Genomic DNA, 16,495 nt, shown 5'->3' with positions numbered 1-16,495 from the left:
CCGCCACCGCCGCCGCGCCGCCCCGAGCCGCATGACCAGCCCGACGACCGGCCGTACGCCCGGCGGCGCCTCGAACGCGCCTGACAGGCCACGTCGAACATGAGCCGCACCACCATCCGGCTGCGGGCGCGGAACACGTGTGTACCGGTCAGTGATTCAATCGAACTCGTGACCTTCGATGTCCTGATCACGGGTGGCTGGGTTGTCGACGGGACCGGCGCGCCGGCCTTCAGAGCGGATGTCGGCATCGTCGGCGGGCACGTACGGGCGCTCGGCAGGCTGAGCGAAACCACAACCGAAGCCGAAACCACCGAAGCCGAAACCACCGAAGCCGAAACCACGGCCGCAGCCGCAAGTGCGGCCGTAACGGCGCGCGCAGCCGTAACCGCGAGTGCGACCCCAATCGAGGCCGAGACGGTCATCGACGCCTCCGGGAGGTATGTGCTCCCCGGCCTGATCGACTGCCATGCCCACGGCGACGCGGTCGTCTTCGACCAGGAGATCCAGCTCGCCGCCCTGCGTCAGGGCGTGACCACCCTCGTCCTCGGCCAGGACGGTCTGTCGTTCGCGCCGACGAGGTCGGTGGCCGCGCTCGACTACGCGAGGCGATACTTCGCGGCCGTCAACGGCGCCCATCCGGGGATCGACGGCCCGGTCAGCGTGGCGGAACTGCTGGCGGGCTACGACCGGGCCACCGCGCTGAACACGGCCTACCTCCTGCCTCACGGGACGATCCGTTTCGACGTCATGGGGCCGGCGGAGCGTGCCGCCGACCCCGGCGAACTGTGTGCCATGCGGGCGGTGATCGAGACGGGCCTGTCCGAGGGCGCGGCGGGCCTGTCGACCGGGCTCGAATACGTCCCCGGCCGGTACGCGGACGCCGACGAGCTGGCCCACCTCTGCCAGGCGCTCGGGGCGTTGCCGTACGTGACACACATGCGTGGTTACGGCGCCTCGGCTCCGACGGGGATGGCCGAGGTCGTGGCGATCGCCGAACGCTCGCGCGCCGCCGTGCACGTGTCGCACTACCACGGCCCCGCCTCGACTCTGCTGCCCCTGGTGGAGGACGCGCGCCGCCGGGGAGTGGACCTCAGCTTCGACAGCTATCCCTACCTGCGGAGCAGCACCATCCTGGCGATGGTCACGCTTCCCGCGTGGGTTCCCGCCGCGGACACGGACCATGCCGTCTCCCTCCTAGGGTCCGAGCATGTACGGCTGGCACGTGAATGGGCCGGGCTCGGGGATCTGTGGCCCCGGATCACCCTGTCCCACGCGCCGGGATTCGAATGGGCGGAAGGGATGACCCTCCCGGCGGCCGCGGCGAATCAGGGGATGGAGCCCGCGGAGTTCTGCCGGATCCTGCTGATGGAGACCCGTCTCGAGGCGGGCTGTGTCGCGGCCCGCCCGGACGAAGGGCCGGAGGGGGAGCGGTCCGTGCGCGAGATCCTCCAAGATCCTGCCCACACCGGTGGATCGGACGGCATCTACGTGGGCGGCCACCCGCACCCGCGGGGCTTCGGCGCCTTCGCGCGCTACCTCGGCAGGCACGTCCGCGAGCTCGGCGACCTCACCTGGGAGCAGGCGGCCGTCCATCTGGCCTCGCACCCGGCCCGCCGCTTCGGGTTGCCGGACCGCGGTCTGGTGCGGCGTGGCCAGATCGCCGACCTGATCATCGTCGACCCCCTGCGGGTCGCCGACACCGCGACCTACGAGAACCCGCGCGCGCTCGCCGTGGGCGTCGACGACGTGCTGGTCTCAGGCGTCCCCGTCCTTCGCGGCGGCCGGCTCACCGGCGAGACCCCGGGCCGCGCACTCCGCCCGGCCTGATCACCATGTGCCGGTCACGCCCGCCGATCATGCCCGCCGGCCGCGGACTGTACGGCGAGGGCCTGCGACTCCGCCGGATCAGGCATCGGCCGAACGGTCGAGTACGATCCAGCGAGGCGGTCTGCACCGGGAGAAACCGGAGGGCGGAACCGGACGACCAACAGGGGGCGATGTGAACGTCGTCGATCGCCTCGAGACGACTGACGTGATCGTCGACTGGCGGACACGCGGGTTCCTCCAACCCGGCGGTCCGGTCGCGACGGGGGAGTTCGCCGGGGCCGGACGTTCGTTGTTCGACGGCTCGTTCACTTGGCCGATCATGGTCGCGAAGCGCTCGGCCCTGGACCACAACATCGCCACTCTCGCCCGCTTCGCGCGCGACCGCGGCCTGGCCCTCGCTCCCCACGGGAAGACGACCATGGCGCCGGCGCTCTTCCAGGCGCAACTCGACGCGGGAGCGTGGGGGATCAGCGCGGCCACCGCCGCGCAGGTGCTGGTCTATCGTCGTGTCGGCGTGCCACGCGTGTTGCTCGCCAACGAGATATTCGACGCGGGCGCGCTTCGCTGGCTGGCGGGGGAACTGGAGCATTTCGAGTTCCTCTGCTTCGTCGACTCGGTGGAAGGCGTCCGGCTCCTCGACGAGCATGCCGGGGCCGTGCCGTTCCGTGTCCTGGTCGAGCTCGGGCATCAGGGCGGGCGGACAGGCTGCCGCGGCCTGCCGGAGCTGCTCAAGGTCGCCGAGGCGGCCCGGGAGGCTCGCGGCGTGCAGCTCGCCGGAGTGGCCTGCTACGAGGGGACCCAGCCGGGCGAGGAGGAGGTCCGGGCGTTCCTGCGCGAGTTCGCGGAGGCGGCGAAGGCAGTCGCCCCGCTAGCAGAGGGCCGGATGGTGGTCTCCGCGGGCGGGAGCGCATGGTTCGACCTGGTCGCCGAGGAGTTGGCGCCCCTCACACGGGCGGATTCCGGGACCGGCGCCCTCGTCATCCTGCGAAGCGGGGCCTACGTCGCACACGACGAGGGCTTCTACGGGGAACGCACGCCGTACAACCGGAGCGGTTCCGATGTGGCGGGGGTCGTCCTCGAGGGTGAGCTCCACGCCGCTCTGGAGGTATGGGCGCAGGTTTTGTCGGTGCCGGAGCCGGGCCTCGCGCTCGTCGGAATGGGCAAGCGGGACGTCCCCTACGACCTCGATCTGCCGTCCGTCCGTGCCGTACGGCGAGGCGGTCCCACGGCGGCCGGCGAGCCGGCCCATGACGCCGCGCAGGACAAGATGCAGGACGCCGCGCAAGACAGGACGCAGGAAACCGCAAAGGCCGCTACACAGGGCGGGACGCAGGGCGCCGCGCTGGACGGGACGCCGGGCGGGATGAGGGTCACGAAGGTCCAGGACCAGCACGCGTATCTGTCGATCGAGCCGGGGTCGGGCTTGCGGCCGGGCGATCTGGTGTCGTTCGGCATCTCCCATCCCTGCACCGCCTTCGACAAGTGGCGGGTCATCCCGGTGGTCGACGACGACTATGTCGTGATTGATTTGATCAAGACGTACTTCTAGGAGTTGTGAACATGGGTGGCAAACAGGAGATCCGCACGGCCGAGGGGGCTGCGCCGATCGGGGCGTACTCGCAAGGTCTCGTCGTCGGGGAATTCGTCTACACCTCGGGGATGGGCCCGCTCGACCCGGAGACCGGGGAGGTCGTCGGCGGCGACGTGGCCGCCCAGACCCACCGCACCATGCGGAACCTCGGCGCGGTGCTGGAGGCCCACGGACTGGGCTTCGACGACGTGGTGAAGGCGACGGTCCACCTGCAGAACCTCAAGGAGGACTTCGCGGCCTACAACGAGGTCTACAAGTCCTACTTCACCCAGCCGTATCCCGTCCGGACGACGGTCGGCTCGGATCTGATGGACATCCTCGTCGAAATCGACTTCGTCGCCCACAAGGGCCGATAAGCGCCGCTGAGAAGGGTCGATGAGGATGGAGAGCTCGCTTTACGCCTTTGTCGAGGACTTCCGGGGCGAGGGTGTGGACAAGGTCCTGGACCGCGTCTCGGCCTACGGCGTGGGAGGCGTGACCATCGCCGCGGCCTACCACCAGGCGAGGGACGTCACACCGCACGGCTCCTCCCGGCTGACGGTCCGCCGGGACGGCGTGCACTTCCTCCCGCCGGAAGACGTCTTCGGCGGGCTGCGGCTGGTCCCTCCGATGCAGGAGGGCGCCCAGGACGAACCGCTGGCCGAGATCCGCCGGGCATGCACCGAGCGCGGCCTCAAGCTTCGCGGCTGGACGGTCTTCCTGCACAACTCGGCCATCGGGATGACGAATCTCGACGTCACCGTGCAGAACTGCTTCGGCGACCGGGGGTCGCCCGCCGACCTGTGCCCGTCCCATCCCGACGCCCGGCTGTACGCGGTGGCGCTCGCGAGGTCGGTCGCCCGCCAGGGCGTGGACAGCGTCGTGGCCGAATCGCTGCACTTCGGCACGTTCGCGCACGGCTACCACCACGAGCGCAGCTTCGTGCCCCTCGGGCCCATGGACACGTTCCTGTTCGGGCTGTGCTTCTGCCGCCACTGCATGCGGCGCGCGGTGGACCTCGGCGTGAACGGCGAGGTCGCGCGCGAGGAATGCGGCCGGATCGTCGCGGGCGTCCTGGGCGGCGACCCGCCCGCGCAGGGAGAGGTGACCCGGGCGGCCCTCACGGCGTACGCGGGACCGGAAGTGGTCGCCTACGCCCGGGCGAGGTCGGAGAGCGTGACCTCACTGGTGGCCGAGGTCTCGGACGCCGTCACGGCCGAGGGCTCGAAGCTGACCTTCGTGGACGCCACCGGCGCCCTGAAGGGACATGCGGACGGCCTGCCGTCGGCGGGACTCGCGGCCCATGACGCGTGGCAGATCGGCGTGGACGTGGTCGCATTAGGCGACCTCGTGCCGTCGTTCGCGGTGCCGGCCTACGCCAGGGACGCAGCCCGGGTGGCCGACGACATCGGGGCCTACCAGAGGTCGATCGGCAAGGACCGTGAGCTGCGGGCCGTGCTCAGGCCGGGCGTGCCCGACAGCGACTCCGCCGACCGGCTGGCCGCCAAGGTCCGCGCGGCCAGGGCCGCCGGGGCGCAGGCCGTCGACTTCCACGCGTACGGCCTGGCCTCGCTCGAGGTTCTCGACCACATCCCGGCGGCGCTCGCCTGACCGGGCCGGAGCCACAGCTGGGGGAAGGGCCCCGCTCAGGCCGACTCGCGGACCACGAGCTCGGTGGGGAGGATCACCGGATCCGCCGGACCGCCCTGGAACAGGCCGAGCAGCAGCCGCACCATCGCGTTGGCCTGCTCGATGATCGGGTGCCTGACCGTGGTCAGCGGTGGTTCGGTGTAACGGGCGGCCTCGATGTCGTCGAAGCCGACCACCGCCACGTCGTCAGGGACGCGCCGGCCGGACAGCCGCAACGACTGCAGGGCTCCGATGGCCATGAGGTCGTTGCCGATGAACACGGCGTCCAGGCCCGGGTCGTCCTCGAGAAGCTGCCGCATGGCGATCGCGCCCGACTCGCGGGTGAAGTCCCCGATCGCCACGATCGAGCGGCGGTCGGAGTCGCGCAGCGCGTTGCGGTAGCCGGTCAGCCGGTCCTGGCCACCGATCATGTCCTGCGGCCCGGCGATGGTGGCGATGCGCCGGCGTCCCCGATCGAGCAGGTGCCGGACGGCCTTCTCCGCGCCGCCGATGTTGTCGTTGTCGACGTACGGCAGGGGCACGGGAACGGCGGGCCTGCCGTACGAGACGGTGGGGACGCCCATGCGCGCGATGGCGGCGGGTAGGGGGTCGGCGCCGTGCATCGAGATCAGCATGACCCCGTCGACGTGGCCGCTGGCGATGTAACGCTCGATCCTGGAGTGGCTCTCGGGAGAGCCGGCCAACATGAGCACGACCTGCTTGTCGGAGGCCTCGAGCTCCAGGCTGGCCGACCTGATGACCGTGGAGAACATCGGGTCGTCGGAGAACACCCGGGTCGACGGCTCGGAGACGACCAGCGCGATCGAGTCGGTCCGCTGGGTCACCAGACTGCGCGCCGCGGAGTTGGGCACGTAGCCGAGCTCGTCGACGGCGCGCATCACCGCATCCCTGATCTGCGGGGTCACGGTCATCTGACCGTTGACGACCCGGGAGACGGTGGCGCGGGAGACCCCTGCCCGTGCGGCGACCGCCTCCAGAGTCGGTCGCTTCATGCGCCCCCCTGCCGACCGTTGCATGTGACGACCCTCCCGGATACCACGGAGCGCGTCCCCGGGAACGCGCCAACGCGTCCCGAAGCCGGTGCCCGACGATCCCGATTGTTCGTGCGGGACCTGGGGCCCGCTTGAGATTCTCCTGGAGTGACCATACGAGATGGTCACGACGCTGTCGGCCGAGCCGGCCGTGTACGGGAGCCCTGGAGGCCGTGCGGCCGCAGGTTGCAGATCCCCTCAAACTCGACTGATCCGGGTCTTTCCGGGCGCGTCATCGGGCTGCCGGCCGGGTGAACGCGCACGTCAGGGCAGTCCCGCCCACCGGGCGCCCACGACAGGCGAGGGGACGGCGGATGGAGAGCGCTCTCAAATCTTGCAGAAAGATTTTCTATCTGTTGAAGCCGGGTCTACACGGGGACTACGCGGATCCAGCCCCATCGATGCTGACAGCGTTCCCGCACCGGGAGCCGTGTTCCGGGTGCGCGGTACCCCGCGGCGAGCCTCGCCCGGGCGACATGGAGGGGTCGGGCGGGGAATCCGAAACGGAATCGGGGATCATCATGGACGAGCGACCTGCGCGGGTACTCATCCTCCCCGCGCAGGCCGCTCCATCCCTCCCGTGCTCCTTCTGTGCTCCTTCCGCGTTCGGCGGCGGTGACAGTGGTGGTGACGGTGACGGTGACGGTGGCGGTGGGTGGCGTCAGTCGGTCGGCTCCTCCGTGGGCTCGACCGGCACGGACTCACCCGGAGCCGGTGACTCCGAGGGCGCCCCGGACTCGAAACCGGACGGCACCGGCGTGGTGGGCTGCGGTGACGTCACCGCGCCGCCGGCCCACGGGGGCCACGGAGGCTGCGTCAGGTCCGCGAGAAGGATCGCCGTGGACGAGTTGCCCTGGGCGGCGCTGATCACCCAGACCTTGTGTCCCGACTTGACCCCGCTGAGCCCTTCGCGCCCGGCGCAGATGCGGGTGTTGGCATCGATCGAGTAGGTACGGGCGAAGCCGTCCTCGCTCTTGACCGAGACGGAGTTCTGCTGGATCGAGGTCACGACGCCGGTCTGCGTGGTGACGGTCTGGTAGCCGCCTCCCTGCTTCGGGACCACGAGCTGGCCATGGATGGCGTTGAACGGGCCCTGCATCTGCTGGGACGGTCCGGAGGTCGCGCCCGGGGCGCCGGGGGTGGGAGCGCCGGTAGCCGGCTCGGACGGGCCTCCTGGGCCTCCCGTCTCCATGCCGGACGGGCTGGGAGTCGGCTGGGCCTGGCTCGCCAGGTTGCCCGCGGCCGCCACGCCCACGCCCGTGGCGACGACGAGAGCCGTGGCGACTCCGAGGATGAGCTTGTGCGGCGCTTTCCGCCGCGTGGGCCGTCTCCCAGGGAATTCAGGTGGGCGGATTCCGGGCTCAGGCATCGAGGTTCCCTCCCCGTCGCTGATTCGGTCACCGGCTCACGGCCACAGCCCTGTACGCCACTGACCTGTACGCCACTGACCTGTGCGGTTCGCATCCAGAGGTGTTCAGAGTGCTCAGACTGCTCCGAGGCTCAGAGATGTGCAGAGAGATGTGCAGCGAGATGTGCAGTGAGATGTGCAGACGTGCTCAGATGCTCGGAGGTGTGCGGAGCTGAATCGAGCTGGAATGGCCTCTGCCGACGTGAGCTGACTCGACTGGTTCGAAACTGGTCCTGAAGCTGGCTTGAAACTGGTCCTGAAGCTGCTCGAAGCCGGCTCGAAGGGCGTGCAGAGAAACGGGATCGCAGGGTCAGCCGCCGGGATGCGATGGTCGGCTGCCTCAGTCCCTTTGTTGCGGGCTTACCCTATTAATCGCCTTATTCACCGTATTGCCGGTAAAGGCATCTCAAGTGCTGATTGCCGGAATGCGACTCGTCACTCGGCCGGGCCGGCGCCCTTGGCGAGGTCACGCACGAGCTCGATCAGCTCGGCCGGGTCGAACGGCTTGGTGAGGTAGGCGTCGACGCCGATGCCGAGGCCCCGCCGTCTGTCGTCCTCCTGCGCGCGGGCGGTGATCAGGACGACCTTGATGTGGCGGGTGCTCTGATCGGTCCGCAGCCTGGTCGCGGTCTCCCAGCCGTCCAGGCGCGGCATCATGACGTCGAGGGTGATGACGTCCGGATCGACGTCATGGACACGATCCAGGCAGTCCTGTCCGTCATACGCGGTCTCGACCTCGAACCCTTCCAAGGTCAGGTTGACCGCGATCAGCTGCCGGATGACCTCGTCGTCGTCCACGACCAGCACTCGCCCCATAAGCTCACCCACGGCCGCCAAGCTAACCCCTGCGCGGGGGTTCACGTGTCGTTTTGAGGATCTGAATGTGGGGGAGCCCCTGAGGGCCTCATATCGTGGTGAGATCGCCCCGCGAGTGCTGGTAGCCTTGTCACGTTGTTGAGCCCCCTTAGCTCAGGGGATAGAGCACCGGCCTCCGGAGCCGGGAGCGCAAGTTCGAATCTTGCAGGGGGCACACAAGCCGGGTCAGCCCGAATATGGGTCCGACTTGCGGACAGACCGTTGAACCAGACCACCGAAACGGGCGGGTCTCCAATCTCATGGAGCCCCGCCCGTTCTCATTGACACTCGCTGCCACATCGGCGTAAACGCGGTTCGAAGAATCCGTGCTCAGGAAAGATCGACCTCGAGACCGGAAGCGGCAATGTCGATCTCGCCGTCGTATTCGGCTCCAGCGGCGGCTCGCGCGGCTGTGGCGTCTGTGCCCGGCTGCAGATGAGTCAGCAACAGGTGCCGGGCGCCTGCTTCCCTGGCTTGCCGGCCTGCCTGGCGGGCGCTCGACAGATGGCGCCGCGAATCCTCCGGGATTAGGTCCGCATAGGTGGCCTCGGCCAGAAGCACGTCGGCTCCGCGCGCCAGATTCACCACCTCGGGGCTCGGACCGGTGTCACCGGTGTACGCGAGCACGCGCTCGCCCGTTGTCAGCCGTATGCCGGCATTGGGCACCGAGTGCGGCAGCAGACGGGTCTGCGCGTGGAACGGGCCGATGTCGAACCGGTCACCTGCGGTGAACTCGTGCAGGACATAGGCGCCGGTCAGCATCCCCGGGCGGTCCAGCGCGAGCACCGCGTCCAGGGCGCCGGGCAGCGAGTACACCGGCAGGGGCGCAGGCGGGTCATCAGGCAACGCACGCGCCCGTAACAGCGGGTTCAGGTCGGCGCAGTGATCGGGATGCCCGTGACTGATGAACACCGCGTCGACCTGATCGGCGGTGATCCGTTCCAGCAGTCGCGGCACCGTCGCATATCCAGGATCGACGAGGAGCCTGAATCCGTCGTGCTCCACGAGGTAACCGCTGCAGGCCTGGCCCGCCCCCGGCCACGCACCGCATCCGCCCAGGATCGTCAGCAACATCCTTGGAATCTAACGCCGGCTCACCGACCATGGCGTGCCCCATGTTCCTGATGCCGCCCAGGCAGAGCCTGCTTGGAGGGTGCCGAGGAGCGCTTCCCAGCGATTGTGATGCGTGTCACTTCCCTGGTTGTCACGCCGAGGAGGACTGGCCCGTCTGGTTGCCGTAAACGACGCCTTCCGGCGCGACCGCCGGGACGGACCAAGGAGTGATCATGCGAGTTCTCGTCGCGGGAGCCACCGGAGTGATCGGGAAGCAGATGATTCCGCTGCTGACCGCCGTGGGGCACGAGGTGCTGGCTCTGACCCGACCAGAAGGCGACACCGCCGGGTTGGAGGCGGCGGGTGCGGGAGTGGTGGTCGCCGACGCATTGGACCGGGACGGGCTGCGCCGGGCGGTACGGCAGGCGGCGCCGGATGCGGTGGTGAACATGCTCACCGCGATCCCGGCCGAGATCGACCCGAAGCATCTGGCCCGGGATTTCGCGTCGACCAACCGGCTGCGCACCGAGGGCACCCGGAACCTGATCGAGGCGGCTCCCGGAGCGCGGCACATCAGCCAGGGCCTGGCCTACGGCTATCAGCCCGGAGAAGGGTTCGCCGATGAGGACGCCCCGCTCTGGCGGACCGGCACGCCCAAGCAGTTCGGGCCGGTGCTGGACGCGCTGACCGAGCTGGAACACCTGACCACCCAGGCGGGCGGGCTGGTCCTGCGGCTGGGCCACCTGTACGGGCCCGGCTCGATCTACGCCGCCGACGGCTCGTTCGTCCGGCAGGCGCGTGCCGGGAAGGTGCCGCTGGTCGGCGGCGGAAACGCGGTGTTCTCCTTCACCCACGCCCACGACGTGGCGGGCGCCGTGGTCGCCGCGCTGGACAAGCCCCAGGTCACCGGCGTGCTGAACATCGTCGACGACCACCCCGCGCCGCTGTGGGAATGGCTGCCGGAACTGGCCGCCGTCCTGGGCGCTCCGGCGCCGAAGAAGGCACCCGCCGCGCTGGCCCGGCTGGCGGTCGGCAGCTGGGGCGTGGCGTTCATGAACCAGCTGCGCGGTGCCGCCAACACCCGCGCCCGGCTGCACCTGGACTGGCGGCCCCGCTACGCCTCGGCGAGCGAAGGTTTCGCCGCCGAACTGACAGACACAACGGCCCAGGCCGCGTGAGCATCGATCCACGCGTGAGCATCGATCCGAAGGAACACTCCTGATGAAGACTCTGCTGAACGCGCTGCTCGTCGCCGTGGCCGTCATGGCACCGGTGACCGCCACTGTGACCCCCGCCCGTGCCGATGTGGTCTGCGACGACTGGTGCCAGGGCGCCTGGGCGCAGCAGCGCGCCAACGCGCTTCCCCGTACCGCCTTTTATGACCCACCCAGCCCGTTGCGCCGGGCACCGGCCGGCACCCTGATCCGGCAGCAGCCCGCAACCGGCTACACCGTGCCCGCCGGGGCCCGCGTCACCCGCCTGCTGTATCACTCTCGTACCGCCGGTGGCCGGGACGTGGCCGCATCGGCTGTCGTGCTGGTCCCGTCCGGTACCTCCCCCCACGGCGGGTGGCCGGTCGTCGTGGACGCCCACGGCACCAGCGGCATGGCCCGTGACTGCGCCCCGTCCCTGATGCGCGACCTCTACCACGGTGACCAGATGGCGCGTTTCCTGGACCGGGGTTATGCCGTCGTCGCACCCGACTACGCCGGGCTGGGCACCGACGGCGCGCACGCGCTCGGCGACAAGACCGCGGCCGCGGACGATGTCGTGTACGCGCTGCAGGCCGCCCGCCGTGCCGTACCGGGCCTGTCGCGCAGTTGGGTGTTGTGGGGGCACTCCCAGGGCGGCGCCGCCGCGCTCGCCGTCGCCGAACGCCAGGTACGGCATCCTGTGGACGGCTATCGCGGCGCCGTGGTGACCTCCCCGGCCGCGAGCTTGGACAAGATCGCCGAACACGCAGCCACCGGGCCGGGGCTGGGCGCCTTCATCGCCCTGATCGCCGCCGGCGCACACGTCAGCGATCCGGGAATCGACCCCAGGCGGCTGCTCACCGCCGAGGCGGTCAGCCGCCTGGAGACCACCCGTACCGGCTGCCTGGGCGTGGTGAGCGCCGTCTTCGGCGACCTGACCGGGCCGGACCTGGTACGCCCCGGATACCTGACAGACCCGCGTTTCGCCCGCTTCCTGGAGACCAACAGCACCGGCGCCCAGCGCGTGGCCGGCCCCGTTCTGCTGCTGCAGGGCCAGGCCGACACCGTCATCCCCGCCTGGATGACCGACGAGGTGGCCGAAACGCTCCGCCGTAGCGGATCGGCGGTCGACTACCGCACTTATCCCGGCCTGGAGCACGACACCTACCCCGGCCAGACCGTCGGCATCGACGACGGCGCGATGCCGGACATCCTCGCGTGGGTCGCCAACCGGTTCGGCCATGGAATCGACGCCGGCTCGACGGCCGCTGATGCGAACTCGGCATCAGGGCCACGGCGCCGCTCAGCCGGATGAGGGCTGCCGTCCGGCCGTTCAGCGCCGTCGCAGTTCATCCTCCATGCGCCCGCGCAGCGGCAACCGGACGGTCACGTTGACCCAGAGGGCGTGGATGAATCCGGCGGGCCACAGCAGGAGGATCAGGACCACGCCGATCGTGGTCTGGAGAGGGTCGTCCTCCAACGGGGTCTTCGGCTCCGGCCCGGTGTCGATCAGCGCGAACGCGGTGATCGGCAGCACGAGATAGACGGCCGCGACGATCAGCCAGGACAACCGCCGGTGGCGGGCCGCGATGTACGCGAAGGACATCCAGGCGCCCACGCCGAACAGCAGGGTCGGGACGATCCACAGGCTGTGCGTGAACGTCCAGCCGGCGCCGCGGGGGACGGACGGTTCGGTCCCGTACCAGCGGGAGCCCATGCCGTACGGATCGCGCGTCGTCCTGGAGGATCTCCACCCCCCGGGAGCCGGACGGACTCCGTCCGGCTCGGGCCACGGGGGGCCGGTGTACCCAGAGCCCGGTGAACCCGCGTCGTACACACTCCCGGCGTGCGGAGCGCCCGCCGCCCCGGAGAGCCGGACGAGCACGCGCGAGTAGAGGTGCATGCCGCTCTGCCCGTTCGCGACCGGGTCGACGTCGCCGAGCGGCCCCGGTTTCGCCACGTACGGCAGGAGCCGGTCGTAGGTCTCCTCGGCGTCCGCGGGACGCTCCGCCGGTTCCTTCTCCAGCAACTGCATGACCAGCGTCTCCAGCTCGGGGTGCACGTCCTCGCGGAGCAGGGGCGCGGGATCCTGCGAGAGATGCTTGTGGATGAGGGCGCCAGGCGAGGTCGCCTCGAACAGTGGCGCGCCGGCGAGCATCTCGTACAGGACGCAGCCCAGGGCGTAGAGGTCGGTGCGCGGGGTCGCGTCCCGGCTGTGCAACTGCTCGGGCGCCATGTACGCGAGAGTGCCGATGGTCTCTCCCGTGCTCGTGATCCGTAACATCCCGGCCTGGTCGAGCACGGCGGCGACGCCGAAGTCGAGGACCTTGACGGTTCCGTCCCGGGTGAGCATGACGTTCTGCGGCTTCACGTCCCTGTGGACGAACCCGCGTTCGTGGGCCGAGGTGAGCACCGCCGCCATCTGGGCCGCGATGCCGGCCGCCCAGGCGACGGGGAGCGGCCCCTGCTCCGCGATGAGGTCGCCGAGTGTGCAGCCGTCGATCAGTTCCAGGACGAGGAAGAGCCCGCCGTCGTAGGTTCCCGCGTCGTACACGGCGGGGACACCGGGGTGCTGCAGACCCGCCATGACGGCCGCCTCGCGGGCGAACCTGCGCACCAGGTCGTTCGGCTCGGCGCGGTCCGCCAGGACTTCACGAGTGAGGATCTTGACCGCGACCCGGCGTCCGAGCCGCTGGTCCTGCCCTTCCCAGACCTGGCCCATGCCGCCGCGGCCGATCGGCGTCAGCAGTACGTAGCGTCCGGCCAGAACCGTGTGGTGCCCCACGTTCCGTCTCCTCACCGCAGAGGCGTCGTCCAGCACGGCTTCGTCGCGGCCGCCGAGGCGCGCGGCCGGGCGAATCGCCCGAAGCCTGCACAGAAGGTATCGCGCTCCGCGGTGACGTCACTCACCGTTCACCCAGCCGTCGAGACCCGTCCGGCGAACGGGCGCGAACCCCTCACGCGACACGCGACACGCTTCACACGGCACGCTTCACACGGCGCGCTTCACACGGCGCGCTTCACACGGCGCGCTACACGCCGCGCGACCGTCAGATCGACGGCCAGTGGACGGGGACCTCGCCCGGAGCCGGGACGAGCGTTCCGTCGGCCGTTCCGTCGGCCAGGAGCCGGGCCATCTCCTCCCCGAGGGCGACGGTGGACCGCAGCGCGGACTCGAACTCCGCCATCCGCCGGAACGCGACGCCGTAGCGGCGCTGCTCTTCGATCGGCAGCCGGGGCATCCGCGCGCGCCGGATGTCCACCCGGCCGGTGGTCCCCGTCGTCTGTACGGTCGACGTGCGCGCGTTGGCGGAACTGCCCAGCACTCCGGCGAGGAAGTACGGGTCGAGCCGTTCCGGGTCGACCCGCAGCAAGGTCAGTTGCGGACCGAGCAGGGCGCCGTCGCCCTCCACGACCCGGGCCGCGAAGCGGTGGGCGGCCGCCGCGATCACGATGTCACCGGCACGGGTGGCGATCCAGCGGCCGTCCGCGGGCGTCGCCCGGGCCGAGGCGGGCCGCCCCTCGATGACGTCCTCGGCGGTGAGCAGTGGTTGCCCGTCGCCGGTGACCTCTTCCTGGTCCCTGCGCAGCGGCGCCTGGTGAATCGCGAGATATCCGATTCGGGCGAGCTCGGCGACCAGGACGGACGGCGACCCCTCCTGATCCGCCGACGGACGTACGGCAGGCAGCAGCCCGCCGAGCCTCTCGAGCAGCGTGGCCAGCCGGTCGTGGGTCTCCAGGAACCGCTCCGCCGTCCGCTCCGATCCGGTTGCGGACAGGTGAGGGGCCGGGGTGAGGTCCACGTCCTCGTCGAGGAGGTCGATGATCGGCACGGCCCGGCTGACTCCCGGCTCGTCGTGCTCCGGGTCGTTCCGGTAGGTCTCCCAGGTAGAGACGATCGTCTCCTGGTCGGCGTCGTCGATCATGAGGAGGGTGGCCGGTGTGCCTCCCTCCGGGCGCTGCAGCACCCACACGTGCTGGGCCGCGGAGAGCGCTATGACGGCGCGCAGCGCCCCCGTGCGCAGCAGTTGGGCCCGGATCCTGCGGCCAGATCTGCGGCCCGCCACCACCGCGGGCATCAGGACCACGGCCCGTCCGCCGGGAGCCACGTGGGCCAGTGCGTGCTGAACCCAGGCCAGTTCGGGCTCCAGGCGGGGAGGCAGGCCGTACTCCCAACGCGGGTCCGCGGTCAGTTCCTCGTGTCCCCAGGTCCGAACGTGGAAGGGCGGGTCGCACAACACCGCGTCGGCCAGCACGTCCGGGAAGCCGTCGGCGCGCAGGGAGTCCCCTGTGCGGATGGCCGCGTCGTCGTGCCGCAGGGCCAGCCGTACGGTGGCCAGGGCAGTGGTGCCGGAGTCGGCGTCCTGCCCGAGCAGTCGTCGCGCGGCGCCGTTCTCGGCGGCGGCCACGAGTAGTTCGCCGGTCCCGCAGGCCGGATCGAGGACGGTCGCGGCGTCACCGGCGAGCGCCGCCATCACCGCGGCGACATCCGGGGGAGTGGCGGAGGCGCGACGGCCCTGCGCCTCCCAGTAGCGGCCCAGGAGGAACTCGAACGCCGGGGACGCCCCCCACTCGGCCGCCAGGTCGGCCACCGCCTCGGCCGCGCCGCTCCCCGGGGACAGCGCGGCGGACGGCGCCGCGGACGGGCCGGGAATCGTCTCGCCGGCATGTTCCTTGACCAGCGCGTCTCCCGCGGCGGCGAGCACCCCGCCCAGTTGCAGATCGTCGCCGGCTTCCGCGCGCAGTTGTTGCCAGGCCCACTCCTCGACCGGAAGCTCCCGGAGCTTGCCCTGGTCGCGAAGCCACGTCTCCACCTCGGGCAGGGCGAAGACGGGACTGATCGGCGTGCCGCCGACGGGCTGCGGGAAGTCGGGATGCCTGCGACGCCAGTTGCTCACCGCCGCCCGGCCGACTCCTGCGAGCCGGGCGATGTCCGTGGCGCTCACCGTCGCTTCATCCTGCACGCTCGGCCCCTCTCCCGCTCCGGCGCTCGTCCCGCTGTATCCGGTCCTCAATTCGCGTCGGATGCCGGGAAGCCTACCCGTAAGCACACATTGAAGGAACAAGCGGGAGAGTTGTAAATTGAATGCACATCTGCTTGGCTAGGCAATCACAGCAACGAATAAAGCGCTCAGTTGATCTCGTCAACGGCGGTCGTACGTCTGGAGAACCCGAAATGAAGACCTTCGCCGACACCCCCCTCCGGATGGGCGCGATCCTCGCGGCCGCCGGCCTGGTCGTTCTCGCTGCAGGCGGTTGCGGGGGCACCGCCGGCAGCGAGAACCCGGCCGCGCCCCCGGCTAAGGCGCCGGCCCAGAAAGTCCTCACAGGCGCCGAGTTGAACGCGATGCTGCTCGCCGCCGACGCGATGCCGAAGGGCTTCAAGCTCAACTCCGACGGCGCGCGCAACTCCGGCGACATCCTCACGGAGGACTCGACCGGCGCCGTGGCGCGGAGCAAGGTGTGCGGGATCCTCTTGCAGACCGCATGGATCCGGGCCTCCGGGATCGAGGGCGCCGGCTTCGCGCAGAACGACTACACAGGCCCCGGCCAGGGCGGGCAGTTCGCGCAGGAGATCGACACCTTCCACGGCGACAACGCCAAGAAGGTGATGTCGGCGCTCCGGAAGGCATTCGGCACGTGTGCCTCCTTCACCGACAAATCGGATGGGATGACGGCCAAGGTCAAGATCGTGAGGTCCGCCGTCCCCGGCATGGGCGACGAGGCGATCAAGGCGGTCCAGACCTCCCCGGCCTGGCAGGGCGGCACCACGCTCGTCGCCGCCCGGGTGGGCAACGCCGTGGTGACCACGCTGTACAACTCCAGCGGCAAGGACAAGGGTGCGGCAGGGGTGAAGCTGACCAAGACCATCGTGGAGAGCCTCGAATCCGCACAGTGACCCCTCGGC

At 70.4% G+C, this 16,495-nt stretch carries 13 protein-coding genes and 1 tRNA gene; 8 read left to right on the top strand and 6 right to left on the bottom strand.

Annotated elements, in window-relative coordinates; genetic code table 11:
• The first annotated feature begins 168 nt into the window (after nucleotides 1-168).
• The 4 genes from Psi02_RS12205 to Psi02_RS12190 all read left to right on the top strand — a co-directional run bounded on the left by Psi02_RS12205 (nucleotide 169) and on the right by Psi02_RS12190 (nucleotide 5,008).
• Nucleotides 169-1,827: an N-acyl-D-amino-acid deacylase family protein gene (locus tag Psi02_RS12205; protein ID WP_344054203.1), complete on the top strand. Its 1,659-nt coding sequence runs from the start codon at nucleotides 169-171 to the stop codon at nucleotides 1,825-1,827.
• Between the two features lie 172 nt (nucleotides 1,828-1,999).
• A complete protein-coding gene (locus Psi02_RS12200) occupies nucleotides 2,000-3,376 on the top strand; it encodes a type III PLP-dependent enzyme domain-containing protein (RefSeq protein WP_203973557.1) in 1,377 nt (458 codons plus the stop codon).
• An 11-nt stretch (nucleotides 3,377-3,387) separates the two neighbouring features.
• Entirely contained in the window at nucleotides 3,388-3,774 is a 387-nt protein-coding gene (locus Psi02_RS12195) for a Rid family detoxifying hydrolase (RefSeq protein WP_203973556.1), read from the top strand.
• Nucleotides 3,775-3,799: 25 nt separating this feature from the next.
• Nucleotides 3,800-5,008, top strand: coding sequence for a hypothetical protein (locus Psi02_RS12190; RefSeq protein WP_203973555.1), 1,209 nt, complete (start codon nucleotides 3,800-3,802; stop codon nucleotides 5,006-5,008).
• A 35-nt stretch (nucleotides 5,009-5,043) separates the two neighbouring features.
• Here Psi02_RS12190 and Psi02_RS12185 read toward each other — a convergent pair whose 3' ends face one another.
• The 3 genes from Psi02_RS12185 to Psi02_RS12175 form a co-directional block, all read right to left on the bottom strand.
• A complete protein-coding gene (locus tag Psi02_RS12185) occupies nucleotides 5,044-6,039 on the bottom strand; it encodes a LacI family DNA-binding transcriptional regulator (protein ID WP_203973554.1) in 996 nt (331 codons plus the stop codon).
• Nucleotides 6,040-6,739: 700 nt separating this feature from the next.
• Nucleotides 6,740-7,447: a hypothetical protein gene (locus Psi02_RS12180; RefSeq protein ID WP_203973553.1), complete on the bottom strand. Its 708-nt coding sequence runs from the start codon at nucleotides 7,445-7,447 to the stop codon at nucleotides 6,740-6,742.
• A 474-nt stretch (nucleotides 7,448-7,921) separates the two neighbouring features.
• Nucleotides 7,922-8,302, bottom strand: coding sequence for a response regulator transcription factor (locus Psi02_RS12175; protein ID WP_203973584.1), 381 nt, complete (start codon nucleotides 8,300-8,302; stop codon nucleotides 7,922-7,924).
• A gap of 142 nt (nucleotides 8,303-8,444) precedes the next feature.
• Here Psi02_RS12175 and Psi02_RS12170 point away from each other — a divergent pair.
• Nucleotides 8,445-8,516, top strand: a tRNA-Arg gene (locus Psi02_RS12170).
• A 155-nt stretch (nucleotides 8,517-8,671) separates the two neighbouring features.
• Here the strand turns inward: Psi02_RS12170 and Psi02_RS12165 are convergent.
• On the bottom strand, nucleotides 8,672-9,415 hold the full coding sequence (locus Psi02_RS12165) for an MBL fold metallo-hydrolase (protein ID WP_203973552.1): 744 nt from the start codon (nucleotides 9,413-9,415) through the stop codon (nucleotides 8,672-8,674).
• A 212-nt stretch (nucleotides 9,416-9,627) separates the two neighbouring features.
• Here Psi02_RS12165 and Psi02_RS12160 point away from each other — a divergent pair, with 212 nt between their 5' ends.
• Complete coding sequence (locus Psi02_RS12160; RefSeq protein WP_203973551.1) at nucleotides 9,628-10,572, top strand: NAD-dependent epimerase/dehydratase family protein; 945 nt, start codon at nucleotides 9,628-9,630, stop codon at nucleotides 10,570-10,572.
• A 43-nt stretch (nucleotides 10,573-10,615) separates the two neighbouring features.
• Nucleotides 10,616-11,902, top strand: coding sequence for an alpha/beta hydrolase family protein (locus Psi02_RS12155; RefSeq protein ID WP_203973550.1), 1,287 nt, complete (start codon nucleotides 10,616-10,618; stop codon nucleotides 11,900-11,902).
• An 18-nt stretch (nucleotides 11,903-11,920) separates the two neighbouring features.
• Here Psi02_RS12155 and Psi02_RS12150 read toward each other — a convergent pair whose 3' ends face one another.
• Both Psi02_RS12150 and Psi02_RS12145 read right to left on the bottom strand, forming a co-directional pair.
• Nucleotides 11,921-13,372, bottom strand: coding sequence for a serine/threonine-protein kinase (locus tag Psi02_RS12150; protein ID WP_203973549.1), 1,452 nt, complete (start codon nucleotides 13,370-13,372; stop codon nucleotides 11,921-11,923).
• Nucleotides 13,373-13,637: 265 nt separating this feature from the next.
• A complete protein-coding gene (locus tag Psi02_RS12145; protein WP_239094819.1) occupies nucleotides 13,638-15,533 on the bottom strand; it encodes an HsdM family class I SAM-dependent methyltransferase in 1,896 nt (631 codons plus the stop codon).
• Nucleotides 15,534-15,763: 230 nt separating this feature from the next.
• On the opposite strand from Psi02_RS12145, the gene Psi02_RS12140 reads away from it, so the two are divergent.
• Nucleotides 15,764-16,486, top strand: coding sequence for a hypothetical protein (locus tag Psi02_RS12140; RefSeq protein ID WP_203973547.1), 723 nt, complete (start codon nucleotides 15,764-15,766; stop codon nucleotides 16,484-16,486).
• Nucleotides 16,487-16,495: the final 9 nt, after the last annotated feature.

The sequence above is a fragment of the Planotetraspora silvatica genome, assembly GCF_016863315.1.
GTDB lineage: Bacteria > Actinomycetota > Actinomycetes > Streptosporangiales > Streptosporangiaceae > Planotetraspora > Planotetraspora silvatica.
The sequence above is the reverse complement of the archived record's forward strand: the minus strand, read 5'-3'. Positions and strand labels throughout refer to the sequence as shown.